Below are 21,713 nucleotides of genomic sequence, written 5' to 3'. Positions count from 1 at the left end.
GTCGTTGACGTATCCTTGCGCAGACTTGACAGACAGAGCCGGTGCCATTCAATCAGGGCGATTGCATTGGCAAAGGCAGGGCTTCGCATGGCTGAACCGGACGTGAAACTGGACGAGAGCTGGAAACGGGTGCTGTCGCCGCAATTCTCAAGCGCCTACATGCAGGCGCTGAAGACCTTCCTTGTGGAGGAGCGGGCCCAGGGCAAGCATATCTTCCCGAAAGGACCGGAGTATTTCCGCGCGCTGGACCTGACGCCGCTCGATCAGGTGCGCGTGGTAATCCTCGGGCAGGATCCGTACCATGGTGCGGGACAGGCGCATGGCCTGTGCTTCAGTGTGCGGCCGGATGTGCGCATTCCGCCGTCGCTGGTCAACATCTACAAAGAACTGAAGACCGATCTCGACATCCCGCCGGCGCGGCATGGATTTCTAGAGAGTTGGGCAAGGCAGGGCGTTTTGCTTCTCAACAGCGTGCTGACGGTCGAAGAAGCGCGGGCCGCATCACATCAGGGCAAGGGCTGGGAGCAGTTTACCGATGCGGTCATTCGTGCGGTCAACGACGACTGCGAGCATGTCGTCTTCATGCTGTGGGGTGCCTATGCGCAGAAGAAGGCGGCGTTTGTCGATCGCGGTCGTCATCTGGTGCTGAAGGCGCCGCATCCGTCGCCGCTCTCCGCGCACAATGGCTTTTTCGGCTCGCGGCATTTCTCCCAGGCCAACGCCTATCTTTCCCAGCATGGGCGTGAGCCGATCGACTGGCGCTTGCCGGACGCGGTCTAGTCTTGCCATAGCCTGTTTGTGCTTCGGCCTGTTTGACTGTTCCTGCGATGGAACACATAGTGTCGATTTCGTGTGATCCCGGTTGATTTTCATCATTTTCGCGGCCAATTTATTTTTGTTTTCAATTGTCGATTTTCAGGGCGCATTTTCATGACACGGGAACCGGCCAATCTGTCCGTCTGGCAGAAGCCCGCAGCAATGCCGGCTGCTTCCGGGCCGGTCGTTGACCGGGGATCTGTCGATCTCGCCGTCATCGGTGCCGGGTTCCAGGGGCTTTCGGCGGCCCTTCATGCGGCGCGGCGCGGGCTGTCGGTTCAAGTGATCGAGGCGGCCGGTCTGGGCGAGGGGGCGTCCGGCCTGAACGGCGGGCAGGTGATCCCGGGGCTCAAGTTTGACCCGGAAGCGCTGATCGCGATGCTCGGGCCTGAACGCGGTGCGACGCTCACCGAATTTTCCGCCGGCACCGCCGATGCGGTCTTCGACCTGATCGCGCATGAGGGGCTGAAAGTTCCCCACCGCCGCACAGGCTGGATCCAGGCGGCCCATACAGAGACGGCTTTGCTGGCCGCAGCCCAACGCAACCGGCAATGGCGGGCGCATGGGGCGGACGTGACCTTGCTCAATCAGGCGGAAATCGCGTTGCTGACCGGGGCCAATGGCTACAAGGGCGGATGGCTTGACCGCAGGGCCGGCACGATCGATCCGCTGGCCTTTGTTTGCGAACTGGCGCGGCTCGTCGCAAACCTCGGCGTTCACATTGCCCTCAACCAACGCGTGACGGGTCTTCGGCGTGAAGACGGCGGCTGGCGGGTGACGATGGCCGACGGCGGCGAGGTCCGGGCCACGAAGGTGCTGGTCGCGACCAATGCCTATTCCGATGCCCTGATCCCCTGCTTGGCACAAAGTCTTGTGTGGCTGCATTCGTTCCAGATCGCTACGGCGCCTCTGCCGTCGGAGCTTGACGACATTGTCCTGCCGCATGGACAGGCGGTTTCTGACAGCCGCCGCATCCTGCTCTATTTTCGCAAGAGTCCTGACAACCGGCTCGTGCTTGGCGGGCGTGGTCCGATGCGGGTGCCGAGAGGCCCGGAGGACTGGCAGCATCTCGAACGGGCATTGAAGCGCCTCTATCCGGCCCTTGCCGGTCTTCCGATCGAGCGCCGGTGGTTTGGCCGCGTCGCGATCACCGCCGATTTTCTGCCGCATCTGCACGAGCCGGAGCCGGGACTGCTGATGGTTGCCGGCTGTCAAGGGCGCGGTATCGGTCTGATGACCGCGCTCGGCGCGCCTCTTGCCGACTACATCGCCAGCGGTGACGCGGCCGTATTGCCGCTGCCGCTCTCGCCGATCCGTCCTATCCCGCTGCATCGGTTCCGTCGTGTCGGCGTTGCCGCCCGCATCGCATGGTATCGTATGCTCGACAGGTTGGAGCGTTAGCATCCGCTTTCCGATTGGGGATTGCCGATCGGGCGCAACGGGACGGCTTGCGGAGCGAGGTGGCTTGGACAATAGTGCAGGCCCGCCTGCCACGTCCCCTCCGGAGTGCCCATGTCCAATCACTTGAAGTTTTATATCGACGGCGCTTGGGTAGACCCGGTGGTTCCGGCTCTGCTTGACGTGATCGATCCCTCGACGGAGGAGGCGTTCACGCAGATTTCGGTCGGCAGCAAGCCCGATGTCGATCGGGCTGTGGCGGCGGCGAAAGCGGCCTTCCAGAGCTTCGCGGTGACGGACCGTGCGGAGCGGCTGGCACTGCTCAAGCGCATCCTGGAGATATACAACGAGCGCTACGAAGACATTGCTGCGGCCGTCAGTCGCGAGATGGGCGCGCCGCTTTCGTTTGCGCGCGAAAGCCAGGCCTGGGCCGGGCGGGCGCATCTGGAAGCGACGATCACAGCCTTCGAAGGCTTCGAGTTTTCCGAAAAGCGCGGCTCGACGATGGTGGTGAAGGAGCCGATCGGCGTCTGCGCGCTGATCACGCCGTGGAACTGGCCGCTCAACCAGATCGTCTGCAAGGTGGCACCGGCAATTGCCGCTGGCTGCACCGTGGTGCTGAAGCCATCGGAAATCGCGCCGATTTCCGGCATCATCTTTGCCGAAGTGATGGAGGCCGCCGGTACGCCTAAGGGCGTCTTCAACATGGTCAACGGCAATGGCCCGGATGTCGGACAGGTCATGGCTGGCCATCCGGATGTCGACATGGTTTCGTTTACTGGTTCGACGCGGGCCGGCATCATCGTTGCCAAGACCGCAGCGGACACGGTCAAGCGCGTGGCACAGGAGCTTGGCGGCAAGTCGGCCAATATCATCCTGCCGGATGCGGATCTTGATACGGCGGTGCGCAAGGGTGTCGAAGGGTGTTTCGGCAATTCCGGCCAGTCCTGCGATGCGCCGACGCGGATGCTGGTGCCGGCCGAACGGCACGACGAGGCCTTGCTGATTGCGCGCGATGCTGCCGAAAAATTTGTCGTCGGGGATCCGCAGGCCGAGGACACCGTGCTTGGGCCGGTGGTCAGCGACGTGCAGTTCAACAAGATCCAGCGGTTGATCGAGGTGGGCATAGAGGAGGGCGCGCTTCTGGTGACGGGCGGGCCCGGTCGGCCGGAACATCTCAATCGCGGCTACTATGTGCGGCCGACGATCTTTGGCCATGTCTCGCCCGATATGACGATTGCACGGGAAGAAATCTTCGGCCCGGTGCTGTCGATCCTGCCCTACGAGACGGAAGAGCAGGCGATCACAATCGCCAATGACACCGTCTATGGTCTGGCGGCCTATATCCAGTCCGGCGATATCGAACATGCGCGCAGGGTTGCTGGCCGCATGCGTGCCGGCTCGGTGTATCTGAACTATCCGGAATGGGACACGTTTGCGCCTTTCGGTGGCTACAAGCAGTCAGGCAACGGCCGCGAATACGCGGACTGGGCGATCCATGATTTCCTGGAAATCAAGGGTATCATCGGCTGGGACAGCTAGGATGCGACTGCTCTCTGCACGGCTGACATGATGCTTGATGACCAACGTCACTACCGCCTCGGCGTGTTCTTCGGGGCGATTTCCGCACTGGCCTGGTCGTCATCGGGCCTGTTCATCCGCCATATCGGCACCGACCTGATGACAATGCTGTTCTGGCGCGGCCTGTTTTCAGGCACCTGCGTCTTCTTGTTCTTCATCTACCTGGAACGAGGCCGGGTGCCGGGCATCCTGCGCAGCATGGGCTGGCCGAGCCTGCTGACCACGATCTTTTCGGCAACCAGCATGATCAGCGGTATCGGCTCGATGTATTACACGTCGATTGCCGATGCGATGGTGATCTATGCAACCGTGCCTTTCGTGACCGCCGCCGTCGCCTTCATCTTTATCGGAGAGCGGCCCAGTCGATCTACGTTGATTGCCAGTGCCGTGGCGCTGACGGGCGTGCTGGTGATGCTGACCGATGGTCATGGCGGCGGTGGCGGATTGTTCGGCAAATTCCTCGCAGCGGTGATGACGCTTTCGGTTGCGGCCATGGCGACATTGATGCGCAAACATCGCGATGTGCCGATGCTGCCAGCCATGGCGGGGTCGGCATGGCTCTGCTCCTTCGTCACCTTCTGGTTTGCCGCGCCCTTGAGTGTCTCAGTGCCGGATCTCCAGTTGATCGTGGTCTTCGCGATCGTGCAGAATGCCATGGGCCTGATCTTCTACACGGCCTCGAGCCGCAGATTGCCGGCGGCCGATGCCAGCCTGTTGACGGCGCTTGAAGTGCCGCTGACACCGTTCTGGGTCTGGCTTGTGCTCAACGAAATACCGTCTCCGGCAACACTCGTCGGCGGGCCAATCGTCATGGCCGCTCTGTTCGGCCACATCTTTTACGAAGTGCGGCGGAACCGCGTCTGGCCTTCCGCGCCGGTGCTTTGAGACAAGGCGCTTTCCAGTGCGCACGCGCTCTATTGCCGCCTCCCAGTCCGCCGCCGACCTCCCCTGAACCCGACCACCCGCAGGTTTTCGGCGATCGGTTGCCATTTGCTCCCCCACCGACATGGTGGAACAAATACGGTCTCCAGATGTTCTCTGCTCATCGGAACTGACATGAAAAGGATGAGGCTATGAACACGAAGATTGTTGTACTGGGAGCCATGGTGCTTGGCTCAATTGTATCGCCAGTCCTGGCTCAGGAAGGCACAGTCACCGGCGCTGCCGGCGGTGCCGTGACGGGTGCGATCGTCGGCGGCCCGGTCGGAGCCGCGGTCGGTGGTGTCGTTGGCGCCATTGCGGGAACCGCAATCGCCCCGCCGCCTGAAACCGTTGTCACCTATGTCCGCCAGCAGCCTGTCGCTGCCGAACCCGTGGTCATCGAACAGCAGATCGCTGTCGGCCAGCCGCTGCCGCGGCAGGTTGTTTTGACGCAGATCCCGGAAGACCCGACCTATGCCTATGCTGTGGTCAACAACCAGCGCGTCATCGTCGATCCGGAAACCTATGTGGTTGTCGGCGTCGTGCAGTAAGCCTGAACGGAACGCAACGTTTCCGAAAAAACTAGAATTTTGCCAGGGAATTTGGTTGCGCATGCGCGCGGCCGCCCTGTGCGCACAAGGAGGAAAACCATGCAGGATCAACGCCCGAATACGCCCCAGGATCAACGTCCTCATATTACGCAAAATGCAGGCATGAGCGGCACGGCAATGGCGATCGCCGCATTGCTGGTGGTCGTGATCGCCGCGGGTGCCTTCATGCTGTTCGGCGGCTCCAACACTGCCACCGACACCACGACCGCACCTGCCACAACCACGGCGCCAGCCGATCCGGCACCGGCGACAGCTCCGGCCACAACGACAGCTCCGGCTGACACGACGACGCCGACCCCGCCGGCGACCAATGATGCGGCTCCGGCAGCGCCTGCCGATCCGGCACCGGCTCCAGCGACACCGGCTCCGAGCGGTGGCACGACGGCTCCGACCACGCCGTAACCTCTACGACGACGAGCCAGCCGCGAGGCTGGCTCGTTTCTTTATGTCCAGTCTCAACCCGGTTGTGACTATGGGGCTTTGGTCGGTTTGCCCCATTCGGCAATGGCGATGCCGCCGAGTACCAATACCAGGGCGATGATGTGGAAGAGCTCGAGTGTTTCACCGAGCAGACTGATCGACAAAAGCGTGCCAAATACCGGGACAAGGTTGATGAACAGGCCTGCTCGATTGGCGCCGATGCCCTCCACGCCCTTGATGTAGAGGATCTGCGAGATCAGCGACGGAAAGACCGCGCAATAGAGAATGATCAGCCAGCCGCGTGTGTCGGGCAGGATCATCTCGCCATTGCCGGCTTCCCAATAGAGCAGCGGCAGACAGGTGAGTGCTGCGGCCAGTGCCGGTCCCGCCATCAGGCTTTTCCAGTGAACGGCCGGCTTCCAGCGCAGGGCGATCGTGTAGACGGCATAGCTGAGGCCGGCAAACAGCATGATCAGATCGCCATAATTCAAGGACAGCGTCAGCAGGGTCTGCAGATTGCCATGGGAGGCGGTGAGCGCTGCACCGAGGAAGCTGATCAGGAAGCCGAGAATCTGTATCTTCGAGACCGGGATGCGGAAGATCAGGAAATTGATGACGAAGATCAGGACGGGGATCGCGCCCTGCTCGATCGCGCCATTGACGGCGCTGGTATATTTCAGCGCCGTATAGAGAAAGCCGTTGAACGCCGCATAACCGACGGCGCCATAGGCGACGAGAAGCAGCCAGTTGGCCTTGAGGACGGGCCAGTCCTTTCGGATCTGCGGAACGGAAATCGAAATGATCAGGCCCGCCGCCAATCCCCAACGACCGAAGCTCAGGACCATCGGGCTGACATGGCCGAGCGCGAGCTTGCCGGCAACCGTGTTGCCACCCCAAAGCAGGGTGGTGATGATCAGATAAACGTAGCAACGCATGGACAGAGGCATCTGAATTCCCGGCTTGAACCACGCTTTGACGAAGCAGCATGCGAAGCTGTCCAAGCGCGAACGATGTCGGAAATAGGGGAGGGCCGGTTCTTTGTCACGCAAAAAGCCAAATCAAGCGTCAATACGGGTCGATTTCCGAAAAACAACACAGTATAGATGCGCGGGTTTGGGTAAAGCGCAGCGTTGCGCGATAGACAGGATTACGAAATGACGAATGTCGTGGTGATTGGTTCGCAATGGGGTGACGAGGGCAAGGGCAAGATCGTTGACTGGCTCTCGGAGCGCGCCGATATCGTCGTGCGCTTCCAGGGCGGTCACAATGCCGGCCATACGCTCGTCATCGACGGCGTCTCCTACAAGCTGTCGCTTCTGCCGTCGGGCGTCGTGCGTCCGGGCAAGAAGGCCGTGATCGGCAATGGCGTGGTCGTCGATCCACATGCCTTGATCGCGGAAATCGGTCGCTTGAAGGACCAGGGCGTCGAAGTGACGCCGGACAATCTGCGCATCGCTGAAAATGCAACCTTGATCCTGTCGCTGCACCGAGAGCTGGACGGCATGCGTGAAGACGCGGCCTCCAACAGTGGTACCAAGATCGGCACCACCCGCCGCGGCATTGGCCCGGCCTATGAAGACAAGGTCGGTCGTCGCGCCATCCGCGTCATGGATCTCGCCGATCTCGACGCATTGGAAGGCAAGGTCGAGCGCATCCTGACCCACCACAACGCGCTGCGGCGCGGTTTTGGCGTGGCCGAAATCGAGCACAAGACGATCATGGAGGAACTGACCTCGATCGCTGATCGCGTTCTGCCCTTCATGGATTCGGTCTGGGTTCTGCTTGACAAGGAGCGCCGCAAGGGCTCGCGCATCCTGTTTGAAGGCGCTCAGGGCTCGCTGCTCGATATCGATCACGGTACCTATCCCTTCGTCACCTCGTCGAACACGGTTGCCGGCCAGGCCGCTGCCGGTTCCGGCATGGGCCCGGGCTCGCTCGGCTATATCCTCGGCATCACCAAGGCCTACACGACGCGTGTCGGCGAAGGCCCGTTCCCGACCGAGCTGCATGACGAGATCGGCCAGTTCCTCGGCGAAAAGGGCCATGAGTTCGGCACCGTGACGGGCCGCAAGCGCCGTTGCGGCTGGTTCGATGCAGCGCTCGTGCGCCAGTCGGTCGCCACCAATGGAATCACCGGCATCGCGCTCACCAAACTCGACGTTCTCGACGGGCTGGAAGAGCTGAAAATCTGCGTCGGCTACAAGCTGGACGGTCAGGAAATCGACTATCTGCCAGCAGCCCAGGCTGCCCAGGCGCGCGTCGAGCCGATCTACATCACGCTCGAAGGTTGGAAGGAATCGACCGTCGGCGCCCGCAAATGGGCGGATTTGCCGGCTCAGGCGATCAAATACGTTCGCCAGGTCGAGGAACTGATCGGCGCGCCGGTTGCTTTGCTGTCAACCAGCCCGGAACGCGACGATACCATACTTGTGACAGACCCTTTCGAGGATTAATAAGATTCTGTTAGTGTTTTGCCGGTCCACCCCGGATCGGCGATCAAGAGAAAGTGCTGATGGCTGACTTTATCGCAGTGATTCGACGGGCCGTGGACGGCCTGTCGAACAATACTCCGGAGATGCGCGCGAAGGTCTATGAAAAGGCCCGCGCAGCCGTGGTCCGGCAGCTCGAGAACATGTCGCCGCGTCCACCGGAGCAGATGCTGCAACGCCAGCTCTCCAAGCTGGATGCTGCGATTCTCGAGGTGGAAGCGGAGCATGCCGAGGCCTTGCCTGCGGCTGAAGAGGCTGTGGACGATTCCGTCCTTCCAACGGCCGCCGCCGCCGCAATTCCCGAGTGGAGCCAGGCCGAGCCGGAGGGCGAGACCTTGGCTGAGCCTGACGCTGCTGCTGAGGATCAAGAGCCTGAAGCCGTTGCGGACGATGAGCCGGAACAGCCCGCAGCGCCGGTGGTCAGCGGTGATGACTGGGCCGACGACCACATGGCGGACGATCGCACGGTCGAGCCGGTTGACGCACCTTATGCGGAGCCGGTTGCCGAGCCCTTCAGGGCCGACGTGCCCGAGCCGTATTCCACGCAGTCGACGTGGGAAGAACCTTCCTACGTTACGGCGGAAGAGCCGCATGCCGAGATCGTCGAGGAGCCTGATTACTACGCTCCAACTGTCGACGACGAACCGGTTGCCTCCGAGCCGGAACACGAGCCAACGCCTGAGCCTGAGCGTCATTTTGAAACAGCTGTTGACGTCGAACCGGACGCGCCTGCGGTTGTCGTCGACGAACCGCGCGAATGGCAGCGAAGCGACGAATCGTCCGCGCTGATCTGGGATGAGGAAGGCCACGCCACGCCGGCTGCGGCGGATGGCGTCGTCGATGATCACCAGACTGCACAGCAGACACCGGCGGTGGATGCTGTCGATGATTGGCTTGCTGACCGTAGCCCTTCTTTGATCGCACCGGCCCTTCCCGCCGCCAGCTGGGATCTTCCCGATTTCGCCGAACAGCGCCCGGCATTCGATCCGCAGGACCTGCCGGAGGTTGCTGCAGAGCCTTCGGCGATCTCGTTTGCCCCAGCCAGCGGCTTCCCGGCCTATGATCCGGAGAAAACCGAAACAACAGCTTCGGTGGCAAGCAATCCTCATGACGAACTTCTCGGTGAGGCTAGCTATGCGTCGGAATCGGTTTCCGTTAGCCCGGCAAAGGTTGAAAACGAAGATTTCAGCCAGTGGTTCAACGACACTGCGGGTGATCTGAGCAAGGGGCCGCCGTCGTCTGTCGAAGGTGCGGCCGTTATGCCTGCCTCCGGCGATTGGGACGACCAGCTGTCGACATTCACGACGCATGCCGAGGGCGAAGCGGTCGAGCCTTCGGGTGAGCCCGATGCCTATGGGGCCTACCGCCTCGAGCCGAAGAAGCCACGGAATTTTGCGCCTTTGATCTTCGGTGTGCTGGGCGCCGTTCTCATCGTTGGTGGCGGCTTTGCCGCGTGGACATATCGCGGTGAAATGGGCCAAATGGTCTCCAGCCTGACGGGTTCGACTGCATCGACGGGCGAGACGGCGGCTACCACGCCGGCCGTAAGCGATCCGGCGACAGCGCCTGCGGCAACAGCCGAACAGCCTGCTGCGACGCCGCCCGTTGCCACCACCGAAGACGGTGCGGTCAACGGTCAGAAGTTCACCCAGAGGCTGCAGGCTGACGGCACCGAGACGGATGCCGGTGCCGGTGCGACAGTCGCTGCCGATGCGCCAGCCGAAGGCCGCTCCGTGTCTGCCCAGACACTTGCCTCCACGGTTGAACCGGGTGATGCGCCGCCGTCGACCGCGCCCGCGCCGACGCAGAACCCGCCGGCAGCCGGCAGTACGGCTGCTGCACTGTCCGGCGACAAGGCTTTCCTCTATGAGGAAAAGCTCGGCCAGACCACGCCGGTTGCGGTGCCTGGAACCGTTGCCTGGTCCGCAGTGCGCGAAACCGGCGAAGACGGAAAGCCCAATCCGCAGATCCAGGGCCGCATCAATGTGCCGGAACGTGGAATGTCGGCGCTGGTGACGATCAAGCGGAATGCGGACAGTTCGCTGCCCGCGAGCCATATCATCGAGGTCGTGTTCTCGGTGCCAGCCGACTTCGAAGGCGGTGCGATCGAAAACCTGCAGCGGATCGCGATGAAGCGTACCGAGCAGGATCGCGGCGACCCGCTTGTGGCGGTTTCTGCCAAGGTCACCGACGATACCTATCTGGTGGCGTTGAACGATTTCGAAGATGTGGTGAAGCGCAATCTCGATCTGCTCTCGACCCGGGGGTGGATCGACATTCCGGTAATCTATCGCAATGGACGACGCGCGCTTTTGACCCTCGACAAGGGCACGGATGGCGCTGCGGTGTTTGCCCAGGTGATGAAGGAATGGGCGGCGCTTGCCGCTCCTGCCGGAAACTGAACAACCTGACAGTCAGGCGTAAAAAAACCGGGTGTTGCGAAACACCCGGTTTTTTGTTGTGCAATGTCTGACCTTATGCCTCGACGACGCGCAGGGCCTTGGCGCGCTCCAGCGCATCCTTCTGAACGGCCTCCTGGACCTTTTCGAAGGCGCGAACCTCGATCTGGCGCACGCGTTCGCGGCTGATGTCGAACTCGGAAGAAAGCTCTTCCAGTGTCACCGGATCTTCGGCGAGACGGCGTGCCTCGAAAATGCGGCGCTCGCGCTCGTTCAGTACGCTCATCGCGCGCTGCAGCATGCGGCGGCGGGTTTCGAGCTCGTCCTGTTCGATCAGGACAGCTTCCTGACTTTCGTGGTCGTCGACGAGCCAATCCTGCCACTGGCCGCTCTCGCCCTCGCTGGCCCGCAAGGGTGCGTTCAGCGATGCGTCGCCCGACAGGCGGCGGTTCATCGAGATGACCTCTTCCTCGGAGACCTTCAGCTTGGTGGCGATTTCCGTCACCTGGTCCGGCTTCAGGTCGCCTTCCTCGATCGCCTGGATCTTGCCCTTGAGGCGGCGCAGGTTGAAGAACAGCCGCTTCTGGTTGGCGGTCGTGCCCATCTTCACCAGCGACCAGGAGCGCAGGATGTATTCCTGGATCGAGGCCTTGATCCACCACATGGCGTAGGTCGCAAGACGGAAGCCGCGTTCCGGGTCGAATTTCTTGACCGCCTGCATCAGGCCGACATTGCCTTCCGACACGACTTCGCCGATCGGCAGGCCATAGCCGCGATAGCCCATGGCGATCTTCGCCACGAGACGAAGATGGCTGGTCACCATGCGGTGTGCGGCGTCGCGGTCGCCATGCTCAGCGTAACGCTTCGCGAGCATGTACTCTTCCTGCGGCTCCAACATTGGAAATTTGCGGATTTCATCCAGATAACGATTGAGACCGGCTTCGCCGGCTGTAATGCTGGGCAAACTATTGCGGGCCATAAAGCACCCCCTTCCTGTGCGGGGCTCCCTATATCGGCGAGCCCAATCTCCGTGGCTCTGTCTCTTCCCCACAGAAATCCAGCTAACAAATAAGTATGGCAAAACCGCGTTTCAAGCGGTTTGTTCCATCACGACACTGTGACGCAGCGGCAGGGTGTTGGCGAGGCGAAATTCACTTCGGGTAGCGAAACAGATCCTCGTCTGCATCCTTGTTTCCACCGATGCGCGCGGCGAGAATTTCAGCCGCGATCGTGGAGAATGTGATGCCATTGCCACCGAAGCCCATGACGGCATGGACATGTTTGGTGCCGGGCAGCCGGTCGATGATCGGCAGGCCGGTCGTGGTCGTGCCGAAGGGCGCCGACCAGCCATAAGCAGGCTTGCCGATGTCGATGCCGACGATATCGCGCAGCTTTTCAATGATGCGGGCGAATTTCAGCTTGGCCTTTTCCTGATCCTGATGCGCCAGGGGATCTGCTTCGTCCTCGCCGCCGGCGATGATGCGTCCGTCCGGCGTCGAGCGGAAATACAGGTAGGGATCGGAGCCTTCCCAGACGAGAAAGTCTTTCAGCCATTCCGGTCGAGGCGTGTTGGGCCTGGAAGCAAGCGCCCAGGTGGAGATTACCTGGTGCGATTTGCTTTCCAGCTGACTGAGATATTCATATCCGGTACAGGCAATCAGGTCGGCGGTGGTGAGCAGTTGACCCTGGTCTGTTGCCACGACCACGCCGTCGCGGGTTTCCTTGTAATCGGTGATCGTCAGGGGAGAGACGATCTCGACGCCGCGGCTGACGGCGACCTGAAGCAGCGCTGCGGTCAATTGCGCCGGATTGGCGGATGCTGAGCACTTGGAGACGATGGCTGCCGTGCGATCGATTCCGAAGCGCTCTGCAAGGGCAGAGCCGGTGAGATATTCCGCATCCAGCCCGATGCCACTGCGCATCTCGGCTTCCTGCTTGAGCGCCCGCGCACCATAGGTGTCGCCGGACACGTAAAGCGTCTTGCGCGCCTCAAAGCTACAGGCAAGCTGCAAGTCTTCGACCAGTTGCGTCAGGCGGGCGACAGAGGCCGCCGAGCGTTGCCAGGCGCGGGCGGCCTTTTTCTCGCCGATCATGCGCGACAGTTCGCCCAAAGGCGTGTCGATCTCGTGCTGGATCATTGCGGTGCTGGCCATGGTGCTGCCGCGCACTGGATCGCGTCGGTCGACGATCAGGATGCGCAGCTTCTGCCGCGACAGGGCTTCGGCCATCAGGGCACCGCTGATGCCGGCGCCGATGATGATTGCGTCATAGTCCTTGCTGTTCGCCGTGCTGGCGGCATCGACGGAGATGTTTGGCGTCGCTCTCCAGAACGGCCGCGCGCTGCGCAAATCGCGCGACTTGTTGATCGCCCTGCCACGGTCACTCATACGGAATCCCCCTGCCGAGGCGCCAAATCGGTCGCCTCTGATCCCCGACAACGCTTTAGGGGCAACGGTGTTTCGTCAGCTTTCGGATATTTCTGCCGACAAGCCGGATTTCCACGCCGAGATGTCTTCCGACAGTGGGGTTTCCTGTTGCCAGATCGGTGTCAGTAGCGTTGTGCTAAGTCACACTTGTCGTCGAATCCCGGAGGTCCCGCGTGACAATGTCTTCCTATGCGCAGGGGCTGCTTGCGGTCACGCTTGCGACCATCGCATTGAGCACAGCCGGCCTGATGACGCGCCTGGTGACGATCGACGGGCCGACACTTCTGTTTTTGCGTGGCGCGATCGCCAGTGTATTCCTGCTGGTCTGCCTGCTGGCGACCGCCAGGGGCCGGGTCTTTGCCGATTTTGCCCGGCTTGGCCGGTCAGGGCTGGTGATCTGCGCGACATCGGCCGCCTGCGCCATCCTGTTTATCGGTGCGCTCTACACGACATCGGTGGCCCATGTCGCGATCATCTTTGCCACGTGTCCGTTTGTCTCGGCCGGCCTCGCTTTCCTCATTCTGGGCGAGCGCCCGAGCCGGTCTGCACTTGTCGCCAGCGGCGTGGCGCTAGCCGGTGTAATGGTGATGATCGGCAGTGGCGAGGAGGGCACGCTGGCCGGCGATGCGCTTGCCTTTGCCATGACATTCATGGTGGCGCTGTGGACCGTTCTGGTCCGTCGTCATCCCGACAAGCCGGCGTTGCCGAGCACCATTGTCTCCTGCCTGATGAGCGCAGCGGTGGCGCTGCCATTGGCCAGCCCGCTTGCCGTGTCGTCGCATGACCTGCTGGTCGTGCTTGTCTTCGGGGTGTTTGCCTTTTCCCTTGGCTTCCTGTTGCTGACTATCGGGTCGCGTTACCTGCCGCCGGTGGAATCGGCATTGATCGGGGCGCTCGATGCGCCGCTTGCACCTTTTTGGGTCTGGCTGTTCGTCGGCGATACGCCGGCGGATACGACGCTGATCGGCGGCGTGATCGTGCTGGCGGCGGTCTGCATTCACATCCTGTCGGCACGATGGACGTCAGCCGGCTCCCGGATGCCGGCCGATATCTGATCGACTGCTACGGGCAATCGGTCGCTGTCACCTTAACTGGCGAGAACTGAAGAGGCTGTGTGTCGAAGCCTGTTCGCCCGCCGCGGCGGCGATCACATGGCTTGCAGGGCTTCGATGACGGTTTGCAGGTCTTCGGGAATGGGCGCCTCGAAATGCATGGTTTCGCCGGTGCTCGGGTGTTCGAAGGCGAGCAGATAGGCATGCAGGGCCTGGCGGTGGAAGCCGGTGACGATGGCTTTGGCGGCGTCGGGCAGCAGGTTGACCTTGGTCTTGAAGGCCATTCCGTAGTCCTGGTCGCCGATCAGCGGATGGCCGATATGGGCCATATGCACGCGGATCTGGTGCGTGCGTCCGGTTTCGAGCCGGCATTCCACCAATGAGGCGAGGCAGGTCGCGTCCGGCTTCTCGCCATAACGCTCGATCACCGTATAGTGGGTGATCGCCTCGCGCGCATCGTCGGTGTCTTCCTTCTTCACCGTGCGCTTGGTGCGGTCGCCAGCCCGGCCCAAAGGTGCGTCTATCGTGCCGGTCAGCGTGCGCGGACGGCCCCAGACGATTGCCCGGTAGGCGCGCTCCAGCGGGCCGGTGCGGCCATGGTCGGCAAACTGGTCGGCCAGGTGGCGGTGGGCGAGGTCGTTCTTGGCGACGACCATGACGCCGGACGTATCCTTGTCGAGGCGGTGGACGATGCCGGGACGCTTGACGCCGCCGATGCCCGACAGGCTGTCGCCGCAATGATAGATCAGTGCGTTGACCAGCGTGCCGGTCCAATTGCCGGCGCCTGGATGCACGACGAGGCCGGGCGGTTTGGCGATGACGATCAGGTCGGCGTCCTCGTAGAGCACGTCGAGGGGGATGTTTTCGCCCTTGGGTTCCGGATCTTCGGGTTCGGGCAGTTCGATCGTCAGCGTGTCGCCGGGCTTGATCTTGCGCTTGGGTTCGGTGACGGCCTGGCCATTGATCTTGATCGCGCCCTGCTCGATCAGCGCCTTTACCCGGTTGCGGGAAAACTCACCCTCCAACTGCGCGGTCAGCCACGCATCGAGCCTGCCTTCGGCGTCTTCGCCGGCAATCAGCTCTTTCATTGGCGCGGCTGCTTCGTTAAAGGGGTCGTTCATAATGTCATCCCGTGTGAGAACACCCGGCGGTGCGGCAGGTGTCTGGTGCCATTTGGCACAGGTTTTCGCCTTCCACAATCGACAGCCACAACGCTTGGCTGATTTTCCCTGATTGGTTCGCATCAGGGAAGGTGCTTGTTTGACTGCGAACCTTACTGTGAACCGCTAGGAAAAAGACTGCTGCCATGTCTCATGTCGATCAAGAAAACCAGGACGAAAAGCCGCTGGATCCGGTCATGGAAGGCGTACGGCGCAAGATGATCAAGCTACAGCTGATCTCCGGCGGGATCATGGCGGTGATGTTCATGGCCGTGCTGGTGGCGATCGCCTACAAGCTGACGCGCAATGACGGCGCACCGGCCGTGGCCACGCAGACGGCGCCTTTCCTGGTGCCCTCGGACCAGCCGCTCACGGTGACGGCAAACCTGCCGGCCGGGTTCAAGGTGGTCTCCACATCGCTGTCGGGCAACCAGATCCTGATCTACGGTGAAACGACGGGTGCCGAGCGCAAGGCGCTGGTGCTCGATCTTTCGGTCGGACGTATCATCGCTGACATTACGCTGACCGGAAACTGAGCGTCGATGTCCGCGCCACCTCTGATCGAGATCACCGATCCGGCCGATCCAAGGATCGCCGAATTCGTCTCGATCAAGGAGCGCGATCTGACCGGCCGGCAAGGCCGGTTCATTGCCGAGGGCACGGTGGTCCTGACGATGCTCGCCAGGGCGCACCTGGCAGGCGGGGGTGTCCGGGCCGAGAAGATTCTTCTTTTGAAGAACCGGGTCGAGGGCTTATCCGCGTTGCTGGAGACGTTTCCGGCGGACGTGCCGGTCTATGTGGCCGAAGGAGCGGTGCTGGATGCTATCGCGGGCTTTCACCTGCACAGGGGTGTGCTGGCGATTGGTAAACGGGTGGAGCCGCCAGCGCTTGCGGTGCAGGTGGCTGCCCTGCCGGCGCATTCTCTCGTGCTGGTCGGCTGCGGCATATCCAATCACGACAATATCGGCTCGCTGTTTCGCAATGCTGCCGGCTTTACTGCCGATGCGGTGCTCCTCGACGAGACCTGCTGCGATCCGCTTTATCGCAAGGCGCTCAGGGTTTCTGTCGGTTCGGTGCTGACCATACCCTATAGCCGTCAGGGCTCGGCTGAGGCCCTGCTAGGCACGCTTGCCGAGGCTGGGTTCGAGATCTGGGCGCTGTCGCCGTCCGGCACGGTGGAGATCGGCGAAATTATGCCGGGTGAACGCGTGGCGCTGGTCATGGGGACCGAAGGCGAGGGGCTGCCGGCGTCGATCCTCGATCGCTTCCGATCGGCGCGCATTGCCCAGGCTGCGGGCCTCGACAGCCTGAATGTCGGCACGGCAAGCGGCATTGCGCTCTACCACCTTGCGCGAACCATGGGTCGCCTGGGCTAAACGATCTAAATCGTGAAACTTACTCCGCCGGGGAGGGACGGCTTGCCTGGCCGCGACCCAGGTTCGGGTCCATCGCGACGACCCTGTCGACGAGACTTTTCTGGGCGCCGGACTTTTGCGCCGATCCAAGCAAATCGGAGATCGGCGAAGATGGCCCCTCGGTCGTGGCGGTCAGCACGATCATTTTCGCGGCGATATCGCTCAACTCGTCGCGCAGCTCGTTGTCTTCGGTTGTCGCCTTGGCGCGCAGCAGTCGGTCGGTCAGAGCCGCCTGGCGGGCCCGGATTTCTTCGGCAAGGCGCTCGGGATCAACGGGGGCGGGCTCGATCGTGCCGGGTTGCACCGGCGCAGGCATTGCCTCCACACGCGCGGCGACGATGTTGTCTTCGGTCATGGCGAGATCCTTGATGTCGGGGACCGGAAGATCAGCTTGCTTCAGGGCACGGAATGCGGTTCGCAGCTGCGCATTGGCGACCTTGAGCTTGGTCTTGAGTTCGGCGGCTTCACGGGTGCGGCGATCGAGTGATGTTTCCAGATCGGCGCGGTCCGCCATCTTGCGCGACAGATGGTCGTCGAGGCGGAGCGCCTTGTGCTCTTCCTGCGTGAGGCGGATCTCGGCATCCTTGGCGCGCTTGACCAGCAACTTGTTCTCACGACGCAATTCTTCGCGCTCGTCGCGCATCGATTGCACGCGCGTTTTGAGCACGTCGATCTCGGTGTCGCGGCTGATCGCCTCAATGCGCATGCTGTCAATTTCCGCCATGATGCGGCCGATGCGACGGGCGAGTTCGTCCAGCTCCAGATCCTTGGCTGCGGCCGCGATCTCGGTTCGCTTCAACGTCTCCCTCACGTTGGATGCGTCCACTTCGGCGCGGCGCAGCTTGGAGCGAAGGTCGGCGGCCTCAGTGCTCATCTCGTTGATCTGGGATTTGTGCTCCTGATTGTCGGCGACCAGACGACTGGCCTCGCTGCCCAGCGTCTCGTTCGACAGTTTCAGCGCCAGCGACTTCTCCCGTTCACGGGTAAGTTCATGGGTGGTGCGGGCATTCTCGGCAGCGTAAAGCGCTCGGACCATATCCTTCTGAGCGCGGATTTCCTGCGGGCTCAAAGGCATGGTCGCCTTCAATCGGTTCTCCGTGTAGAGAACGACGCGTTGATGGATTGCAGGCGCGAGCAGCATCACCAGAAGCGCTGCGGCCATAAATCCCATTCCAAAAAGCAGGGCATATTCAATCACGGGCGCGCGCCATTTCAGCGTTCAGGCATATGTTAGAGGATATTTAACCACGGCCCACAGCCCTCGACAAGCCTTGGAAGGTGTACCGGGATCTGATTGCGTCGTTATGGCTAACGACAGCAAAGAGAGCTTGCGCGAGCCTGAGATCGCAAATGCCCGAAGTCAGAAAGGGTTCCAGGTCGGTGCACGGGTCAGCTTGAGATAGCCGACATTAATGCCCAGCCGGGCGCCGATGCCAGTGCGGATCGGCACCAGGACAACGTCACGGCTTTTCAGAACCGTCATGCCGACACCGGCTACAACATAGGCCGAGCCGCTGACGCCGCCGTAGCGGGCATAAAGCGTGTCGACGGAGGGCAGGTCGTAGACCAGCATCATCGTACGCGTGCCGTTGCCGCCGTAATCGATGCCGAGCGAGGGGCCCTGCCAGAACACTTCGTGCTGGCCGACATTCTTGGTGTAGAGCATGCCTTCGCCATAGGTGAGGCCGGCAATCAGGGCGCCGGAGCCTTCCTGGCCGAGGATATAGCCATTCGGCAGGCCGTGCGTCTCGAAGGCCTGTTCGATGACCTTGGCAAGGGCGCCACTGGTTTCGCCGAAGAAGCCGTGGCCGGCATCGACCACTTCCTGGATGGAATATTCGCCTGCGGCTTCGGCTGGACGCATGGTCGTGACAAAGCCCGCGATGGCCATGGCGGCGGCGATGACAAGGCGCGCGGCCGAAAGATGACGGGTTGGCAAAAGACGCATGGGGCCTCCTAGATGCGAAGCCGATGGATTCGGCCTCTCCGATGGGGGTAATCGAACTTACCGAGGATCGTCTTAATAATCGGTTTACCAAATATGGTGTCATTATGACCATATGGTATCCGACCGGTTCGCAGCTCGTGCCAGACACGATTGCGCGCTATATCGTCGGTTCAAATCTTCTGGAGAGACCGATGGCGAAAAATATCAACCTCACCCTGGCAGGCCCCGATCTGGCGGCGCTGCTGTGCAGCCGTGTCTGCCACGATGTGATTTCGCCGGTCGGCGCGATCAACAACGGACTGGAACTGCTGGATGAGGGTGGCGCGGATGCCGACGCAATGGACCTGATCCGGACCAGCGCCCTGAACGCTTCAGTCCGCCTGAAGTTCGCCCGCCTTGCCTTTGGTGCGTCGGGCTCTGTCGGCGCGTCGATCGACACCGGCGAAGCGGAAAAGGCGGCGAAGGATTTTGCCCTTGCCGAAAAGAAGACCGAAGTCACCTGGAGCGGCCCGCGCGCCATCGTCGCGAAAAACCGCGTCAAGCTATTGATGAACCTCTTCCTCGTGGCTTACGGCGCCATTCCGCGTGGCGGCTCGCTCGACATCACGCTGGAAAACCCGGAAACGGATGCCAAGTTCAAGATTGTCGCCAAGGGTCGAATGCTGCGCGTACCGCCGAAATTCGCCGAGCTGCTCAACGGCGCTCTCGAAGAGGCGGTCGATGCCCATACCATCCAGCCCTATTACACAGTGCTTTTGGCGGACGAATGCGGCATGGAGCTGAAATTCATCCCGAGCGAAGGCGAGATTGCCTTTACCGCTGAAGTGATCTGAGGACGTCTCATATCGAGACGAAGTTGCATTTCAATCGGTAACATTTCCTTAGTTGAAATCGGATAGGCTTATCGGGATTAATTGTTGTCTCCTGCCGGAGACAGAGGAGTTTACCATGCAGCGTTTGATGATCGCAGATGGCTCCGACATTGTACGCAAGGTCGGCAAGAAGATCCTGTCGGAGATCGGTTTCGAGATTTCCGAAGCCGGATCCGGTCGCGAGGCATTGGTTCGCTGCGAGCGCGAATTGCCGCATATCATCATCGTTGATGCCGGCATGGACGATGCACTCGACCTGATCACCAATCTGCGCGCCCTGCCTGACGGCAAGGCCGTCAAGATCTACTATTGCGTCGTCGAAGCCGACCTGAAGACGATGATGGCGGGCAAGCGCGCCGGTGCGAACGAATTCCTGTTGAAGCCGTTCGACCGGAAGATCCTGACCGATACGTTCGGCGGCAAGGCCATCGCCGCCTGAGCATAGGGTATATGATCGAAAGACCAAGGGCGGGCCACTGGCACCGCCCTTTTTTCTTGAGCCTCCACCGCTTGCGGGATGTCAAACGGCGGGCGTTCCGCGCTCCACGTTGATTGATCTGGTCACAAAAAAAACCCGCGTCATCGACGCGGGTTGTTTCTGAGGCTTGATGTGAGATCAGGCCGTTTCCGAGTATTCCGCACCGTCCGGCTCGCGCAGAACGTAACCGCGGCCCCAGACCGTTTCGATGTAGTTCGCACCGCCGGCAGCATTCGCGAGCTTCTTGCGCAACTTGCAGATGAAAACGTCGATGATCTTCAGTTCCGGCTCGTCCATGCCGCCATAAAGGTGGTTCAGGAACATTTCCTTGGTCAGCGTCGTGCCCTTGCGAAGCGAGAGCAGTTCGAGCATCTGGTATTCTTTGCCGGTCAGGTGAACGCGCTGGCCGCCAACTTCGACGGTCTTGGCGTCGAGGTTCACGATCAGTTCGCCGGTGGTGATGATCGACTGTGCATGGCCCTTCGAGCGGCGGACAATGGCATGAATACGGGCAACGAGTTCGTCCTTGTGGAACGGCTTCGTCATGTAATCGTCAGCGCCAAAACCGAGACCGCGCACCTTGTCCTCGATGCCTGCCATACCGGACAGGATGAGGATTGGTGTCTTAACCTTCGACAGGCGCAAAGTGCGAAGCACTTCGTAACCGGACATGTCGGGGAGGTTGAGGTCGAGCAGAATGATATCGTAGTCGTAGAGCTTACCCAGGTCGACGCCTTCTTCGCCCAGGTCAGTAGTGTAGACGTTGAAGCTCTCGGACTTCAGCATCAATTCGATGCTCTGTGCCGTTGCGCTGTCGTCTTCGATGAGTAGAACCCGCATATTTATCCCCTTTACCGCCGCCGAAAGGTCGAGTTGGCCCCCTACGCGATACGGATCCAGTCGTTGCCTGATTTGAAGGCTGCCACCAAATGGTTAACAAATTCTGATTCCCTCTGGCAAGGTGTAACGAATTTATTAAGCAAATAAAGCAGTCTCCTGATTTTTCATGTGTTTCGGTCATCGCCACACTTGAATCAGAGCAACAGGAAATTCCCGTAACCGATTCATTTGACTCATCATTGTCATCAGCCGTTTTGAGGCCCTGGCATTTACTGACCCTTAAGTGATCGGGCTTATCATTAACGATGCCCGTAAACGAAAGGTTACCAACGGTAGCTTTTTGTTAACGTCGCGGACTTTTTTTGGACGAATCGTTTGCATGCGGGTGTGTTGAGTAAGCAAGTGTAGCGGGGGTCTCGCATCACGGGAGTATTGCGTATGAAGTCGCGTGAGAGCCTGGTACGCCTGAAAGGTTTTCAGGTCACCGAAAAGCGTCGGCAATTGCAGCAGTTGCAGTCAATGATGGCGGAGTTCGAAAGGATGTCGAAAGAGCTTGAGGCTCAGATCGGCATCGAGGAGAAAAAGTCCGGCATCACCGACCCTAACCATTTTGCCTATCCCACCTTTGCCAAGGCGGCTCGCCAACGCGCGGACAATCTTCAGGTCTCGATTCGGGAACTGAAGGTCCAGCAGGAAGCGGCGGACTTGGCGCTGGAAGAAGCCGAGGCAGAATATGCCAAGGCATCGGCTCTTGAGGAGCGGGACAGCCAAATGCGGGTTAGAGCCTGAGCACAGGGGTTCCTGTGTCCAAATGGGGCGGTCGCAGTTTCCGCTGCGTCCGCCGCTCTGTCTTTTCGACTTGATCAAGCTCCAGGTGCATGATGCGA

General features: G+C 61.1%; 21 protein-coding genes. 14 read left to right on the top strand and 7 right to left on the bottom strand.

Annotated features, from left to right (window positions below; genetic code table 11):
* The first annotated feature begins 87 nt into the window (after window positions 1-87).
* The 6 genes from ung (at window position 88) to LQ231_RS16570 (ending at window position 5,729) form a co-directional block, all read left to right on the top strand.
* Window positions 88-780 carry a uracil-DNA glycosylase gene (ung, locus tag LQ231_RS16595; RefSeq protein WP_230172275.1) on the top strand — a complete coding sequence of 231 codons (693 nt, stop codon included), beginning with the start codon at window positions 88-90 and terminating at the stop codon, window positions 778-780.
* A 150-nt stretch (window positions 781-930) separates the two neighbouring features.
* Window positions 931-2,217: an FAD-dependent oxidoreductase gene (locus LQ231_RS16590; RefSeq protein ID WP_230172273.1), complete on the top strand. Its 1,287-nt coding sequence runs from the start codon at window positions 931-933 to the stop codon at window positions 2,215-2,217.
* A 111-nt stretch (window positions 2,218-2,328) separates the two neighbouring features.
* A complete protein-coding gene (locus tag LQ231_RS16585; RefSeq protein ID WP_230172270.1) occupies window positions 2,329-3,756 on the top strand; it encodes an aldehyde dehydrogenase family protein in 1,428 nt (475 codons plus the stop codon).
* A 27-nt stretch (window positions 3,757-3,783) separates the two neighbouring features.
* On the top strand, window positions 3,784-4,680 hold the full coding sequence (locus LQ231_RS16580; RefSeq protein WP_230172269.1) for a DMT family transporter: 897 nt from the start codon (window positions 3,784-3,786) through the stop codon (window positions 4,678-4,680).
* A 188-nt stretch (window positions 4,681-4,868) separates the two neighbouring features.
* Complete coding sequence (locus LQ231_RS16575; RefSeq protein ID WP_113142050.1) at window positions 4,869-5,267, top strand: DUF1236 domain-containing protein; 399 nt, start codon at window positions 4,869-4,871, stop codon at window positions 5,265-5,267.
* A gap of 99 nt (window positions 5,268-5,366) precedes the next feature.
* Entirely contained in the window at window positions 5,367-5,729 is a 363-nt protein-coding gene (locus LQ231_RS16570; protein WP_113142049.1) for a hypothetical protein, read from the top strand.
* A gap of 68 nt (window positions 5,730-5,797) precedes the next feature.
* Here the strand turns inward: LQ231_RS16570 and LQ231_RS16565 are convergent, their stop codons facing one another.
* On the bottom strand, window positions 5,798-6,694 hold the full coding sequence (locus tag LQ231_RS16565; protein ID WP_113142048.1) for a DMT family transporter: 897 nt from the start codon (window positions 6,692-6,694) through the stop codon (window positions 5,798-5,800).
* Between the two features lie 207 nt (window positions 6,695-6,901).
* Here LQ231_RS16565 and LQ231_RS16560 point away from each other — a divergent pair, with 207 nt between their 5' ends.
* Both LQ231_RS16560 and LQ231_RS16555 read left to right on the top strand, forming a co-directional pair.
* The gene (locus tag LQ231_RS16560; protein ID WP_069043514.1) at window positions 6,902-8,200 is read left to right on the top strand and encodes an adenylosuccinate synthase; all 1,299 of its coding nucleotides are present in this window, start codon (window positions 6,902-6,904) and stop codon (window positions 8,198-8,200) included.
* A 59-nt stretch (window positions 8,201-8,259) separates the two neighbouring features.
* Window positions 8,260-10,638 (top strand): hypothetical protein, encoded by a 2,379-nt coding sequence (locus LQ231_RS16555; RefSeq protein ID WP_230172267.1) that lies wholly within the window; start codon window positions 8,260-8,262, stop codon window positions 10,636-10,638.
* A 73-nt stretch (window positions 10,639-10,711) separates the two neighbouring features.
* Here the strand turns inward: LQ231_RS16555 and rpoH are convergent, their stop codons facing one another.
* Together rpoH and LQ231_RS16545 are read right to left on the bottom strand one after the other, a co-directional pair.
* Window positions 10,712-11,614: an RNA polymerase sigma factor RpoH gene (gene rpoH / locus LQ231_RS16550; RefSeq protein WP_113142046.1), complete on the bottom strand. Its 903-nt coding sequence runs from the start codon at window positions 11,612-11,614 to the stop codon at window positions 10,712-10,714.
* A gap of 172 nt (window positions 11,615-11,786) precedes the next feature.
* Window positions 11,787-13,022: an FAD-binding oxidoreductase gene (locus LQ231_RS16545; protein ID WP_230172266.1), complete on the bottom strand. Its 1,236-nt coding sequence runs from the start codon at window positions 13,020-13,022 to the stop codon at window positions 11,787-11,789.
* Between the two features lie 218 nt (window positions 13,023-13,240).
* Here LQ231_RS16545 and LQ231_RS16540 point away from each other — a divergent pair, with 218 nt between their 5' ends.
* A complete protein-coding gene (locus tag LQ231_RS16540) occupies window positions 13,241-14,116 on the top strand; it encodes a DMT family transporter (RefSeq protein WP_230173395.1) in 876 nt (291 codons plus the stop codon).
* Window positions 14,117-14,208: 92 nt separating this feature from the next.
* Here LQ231_RS16540 and LQ231_RS16535 read toward each other — a convergent pair whose 3' ends face one another.
* Window positions 14,209-15,234: an RluA family pseudouridine synthase gene (locus LQ231_RS16535; RefSeq protein ID WP_230172265.1), complete on the bottom strand. Its 1,026-nt coding sequence runs from the start codon at window positions 15,232-15,234 to the stop codon at window positions 14,209-14,211.
* A 185-nt stretch (window positions 15,235-15,419) separates the two neighbouring features.
* On the opposite strand from LQ231_RS16535, the gene LQ231_RS16530 reads away from it, so the two are divergent.
* Both LQ231_RS16530 and LQ231_RS16525 read left to right on the top strand, forming a co-directional pair.
* Complete coding sequence (locus LQ231_RS16530) at window positions 15,420-15,809, top strand: hypothetical protein (protein ID WP_113142042.1); 390 nt, start codon at window positions 15,420-15,422, stop codon at window positions 15,807-15,809.
* A 6-nt stretch (window positions 15,810-15,815) separates the two neighbouring features.
* On the top strand, window positions 15,816-16,649 hold the full coding sequence (locus LQ231_RS16525; protein WP_230172264.1) for an RNA methyltransferase: 834 nt from the start codon (window positions 15,816-15,818) through the stop codon (window positions 16,647-16,649).
* A 19-nt stretch (window positions 16,650-16,668) separates the two neighbouring features.
* Here the strand turns inward: LQ231_RS16525 and LQ231_RS16520 are convergent, their stop codons facing one another.
* Window positions 16,669-17,850: a hypothetical protein gene (locus LQ231_RS16520; RefSeq protein ID WP_230172262.1), complete on the bottom strand. Its 1,182-nt coding sequence runs from the start codon at window positions 17,848-17,850 to the stop codon at window positions 16,669-16,671.
* Between the two features lie 198 nt (window positions 17,851-18,048).
* A complete protein-coding gene (locus LQ231_RS16515) occupies window positions 18,049-18,636 on the bottom strand; it encodes an EipA family protein (RefSeq protein WP_113142040.1) in 588 nt (195 codons plus the stop codon).
* 191 nt (window positions 18,637-18,827) lie between these two features.
* Between LQ231_RS16515 and chpT the strand changes: the two genes are divergently transcribed.
* Window positions 18,828-19,469: a histidine phosphotransferase ChpT gene (gene chpT, locus LQ231_RS16510; protein ID WP_113142527.1), complete on the top strand. Its 642-nt coding sequence runs from the start codon at window positions 18,828-18,830 to the stop codon at window positions 19,467-19,469.
* Between the two features lie 115 nt (window positions 19,470-19,584).
* Entirely contained in the window at window positions 19,585-19,947 is a 363-nt protein-coding gene (locus LQ231_RS16505) for a response regulator (RefSeq protein WP_230172261.1), read from the top strand.
* 177 nt (window positions 19,948-20,124) lie between these two features.
* Here the strand turns inward: LQ231_RS16505 and ctrA are convergent, their stop codons facing one another.
* Entirely contained in the window at window positions 20,125-20,826 is a 702-nt protein-coding gene (gene ctrA, locus LQ231_RS16500) for a response regulator transcription factor CtrA (protein WP_113142038.1), read from the bottom strand.
* 438 nt (window positions 20,827-21,264) lie between these two features.
* On the opposite strand from ctrA, the gene LQ231_RS16495 reads away from it, so the two are divergent.
* Window positions 21,265-21,615, top strand: coding sequence for a flagellar export protein FliJ (locus tag LQ231_RS16495; RefSeq protein ID WP_113142037.1), 351 nt, complete (start codon window positions 21,265-21,267; stop codon window positions 21,613-21,615).
* Window positions 21,616-21,713: the final 98 nt, after the last annotated feature.

The organism is Rhizobium sp. CECT 9324 (assembly GCF_918741265.1).
In the GTDB taxonomy this organism is placed as follows: Bacteria; Pseudomonadota; Alphaproteobacteria; order Rhizobiales; family Rhizobiaceae; genus Allorhizobium.
The sequence above is the reverse complement of the archived record's forward strand: the minus strand, read 5'-3'. Positions and strand labels throughout refer to the sequence as shown.

Excerpts from the sequence above, each read along its gene's own strand:
- ung (WP_230172275.1), top strand. The coding sequence starts at position 88 with ATGGCTGAACCGGACGTGAAACTGGACGAGAGCTGGAAACGGGTGCTG.
- LQ231_RS16590 (WP_230172273.1), top strand. The coding sequence starts at position 931 with ATGACACGGGAACCGGCCAATCTGTCCGTCTGGCAGAAGCCCGCAGCA.
- LQ231_RS16585 (WP_230172270.1), top strand. The coding sequence starts at position 2,329 with ATGTCCAATCACTTGAAGTTTTATATCGACGGCGCTTGGGTAGACCCG.
- LQ231_RS16580 (WP_230172269.1), top strand. The coding sequence starts at position 3,784 with ATGATGCTTGATGACCAACGTCACTACCGCCTCGGCGTGTTCTTCGGG.
- LQ231_RS16575 (WP_113142050.1), top strand. The coding sequence starts at position 4,869 with ATGAACACGAAGATTGTTGTACTGGGAGCCATGGTGCTTGGCTCAATT.
- LQ231_RS16570 (WP_113142049.1), top strand. The coding sequence starts at position 5,367 with ATGCAGGATCAACGCCCGAATACGCCCCAGGATCAACGTCCTCATATT.
- LQ231_RS16565 (WP_113142048.1), bottom strand. The coding sequence starts at position 6,694 with ATGCCTCTGTCCATGCGTTGCTACGTTTATCTGATCATCACCACCCTG.
- LQ231_RS16560 (WP_069043514.1), top strand. The coding sequence starts at position 6,902 with ATGACGAATGTCGTGGTGATTGGTTCGCAATGGGGTGACGAGGGCAAG.
- LQ231_RS16555 (WP_230172267.1), top strand. The coding sequence starts at position 8,260 with ATGGCTGACTTTATCGCAGTGATTCGACGGGCCGTGGACGGCCTGTCG.
- rpoH (WP_113142046.1), bottom strand. The coding sequence starts at position 11,614 with ATGGCCCGCAATAGTTTGCCCAGCATTACAGCCGGCGAAGCCGGTCTC.
- LQ231_RS16545 (WP_230172266.1), bottom strand. The coding sequence starts at position 13,022 with ATGAGTGACCGTGGCAGGGCGATCAACAAGTCGCGCGATTTGCGCAGC.
- LQ231_RS16540 (WP_230173395.1), top strand. The coding sequence starts at position 13,241 with ATGTCTTCCTATGCGCAGGGGCTGCTTGCGGTCACGCTTGCGACCATC.
- LQ231_RS16535 (WP_230172265.1), bottom strand. The coding sequence starts at position 15,234 with ATGAACGACCCCTTTAACGAAGCAGCCGCGCCAATGAAAGAGCTGATT.
- LQ231_RS16530 (WP_113142042.1), top strand. The coding sequence starts at position 15,420 with ATGTCTCATGTCGATCAAGAAAACCAGGACGAAAAGCCGCTGGATCCG.
- LQ231_RS16525 (WP_230172264.1), top strand. The coding sequence starts at position 15,816 with ATGTCCGCGCCACCTCTGATCGAGATCACCGATCCGGCCGATCCAAGG.
- LQ231_RS16520 (WP_230172262.1), bottom strand. The coding sequence starts at position 17,850 with ATGGCCGCAGCGCTTCTGGTGATGCTGCTCGCGCCTGCAATCCATCAA.
- LQ231_RS16515 (WP_113142040.1), bottom strand. The coding sequence starts at position 18,636 with ATGCGTCTTTTGCCAACCCGTCATCTTTCGGCCGCGCGCCTTGTCATC.
- chpT (WP_113142527.1), top strand. The coding sequence starts at position 18,828 with ATGGCGAAAAATATCAACCTCACCCTGGCAGGCCCCGATCTGGCGGCG.
- LQ231_RS16505 (WP_230172261.1), top strand. The coding sequence starts at position 19,585 with ATGCAGCGTTTGATGATCGCAGATGGCTCCGACATTGTACGCAAGGTC.
- ctrA (WP_113142038.1), bottom strand. The coding sequence starts at position 20,826 with ATGCGGGTTCTACTCATCGAAGACGACAGCGCAACGGCACAGAGCATC.
- LQ231_RS16495 (WP_113142037.1), top strand. The coding sequence starts at position 21,265 with ATGAAGTCGCGTGAGAGCCTGGTACGCCTGAAAGGTTTTCAGGTCACC.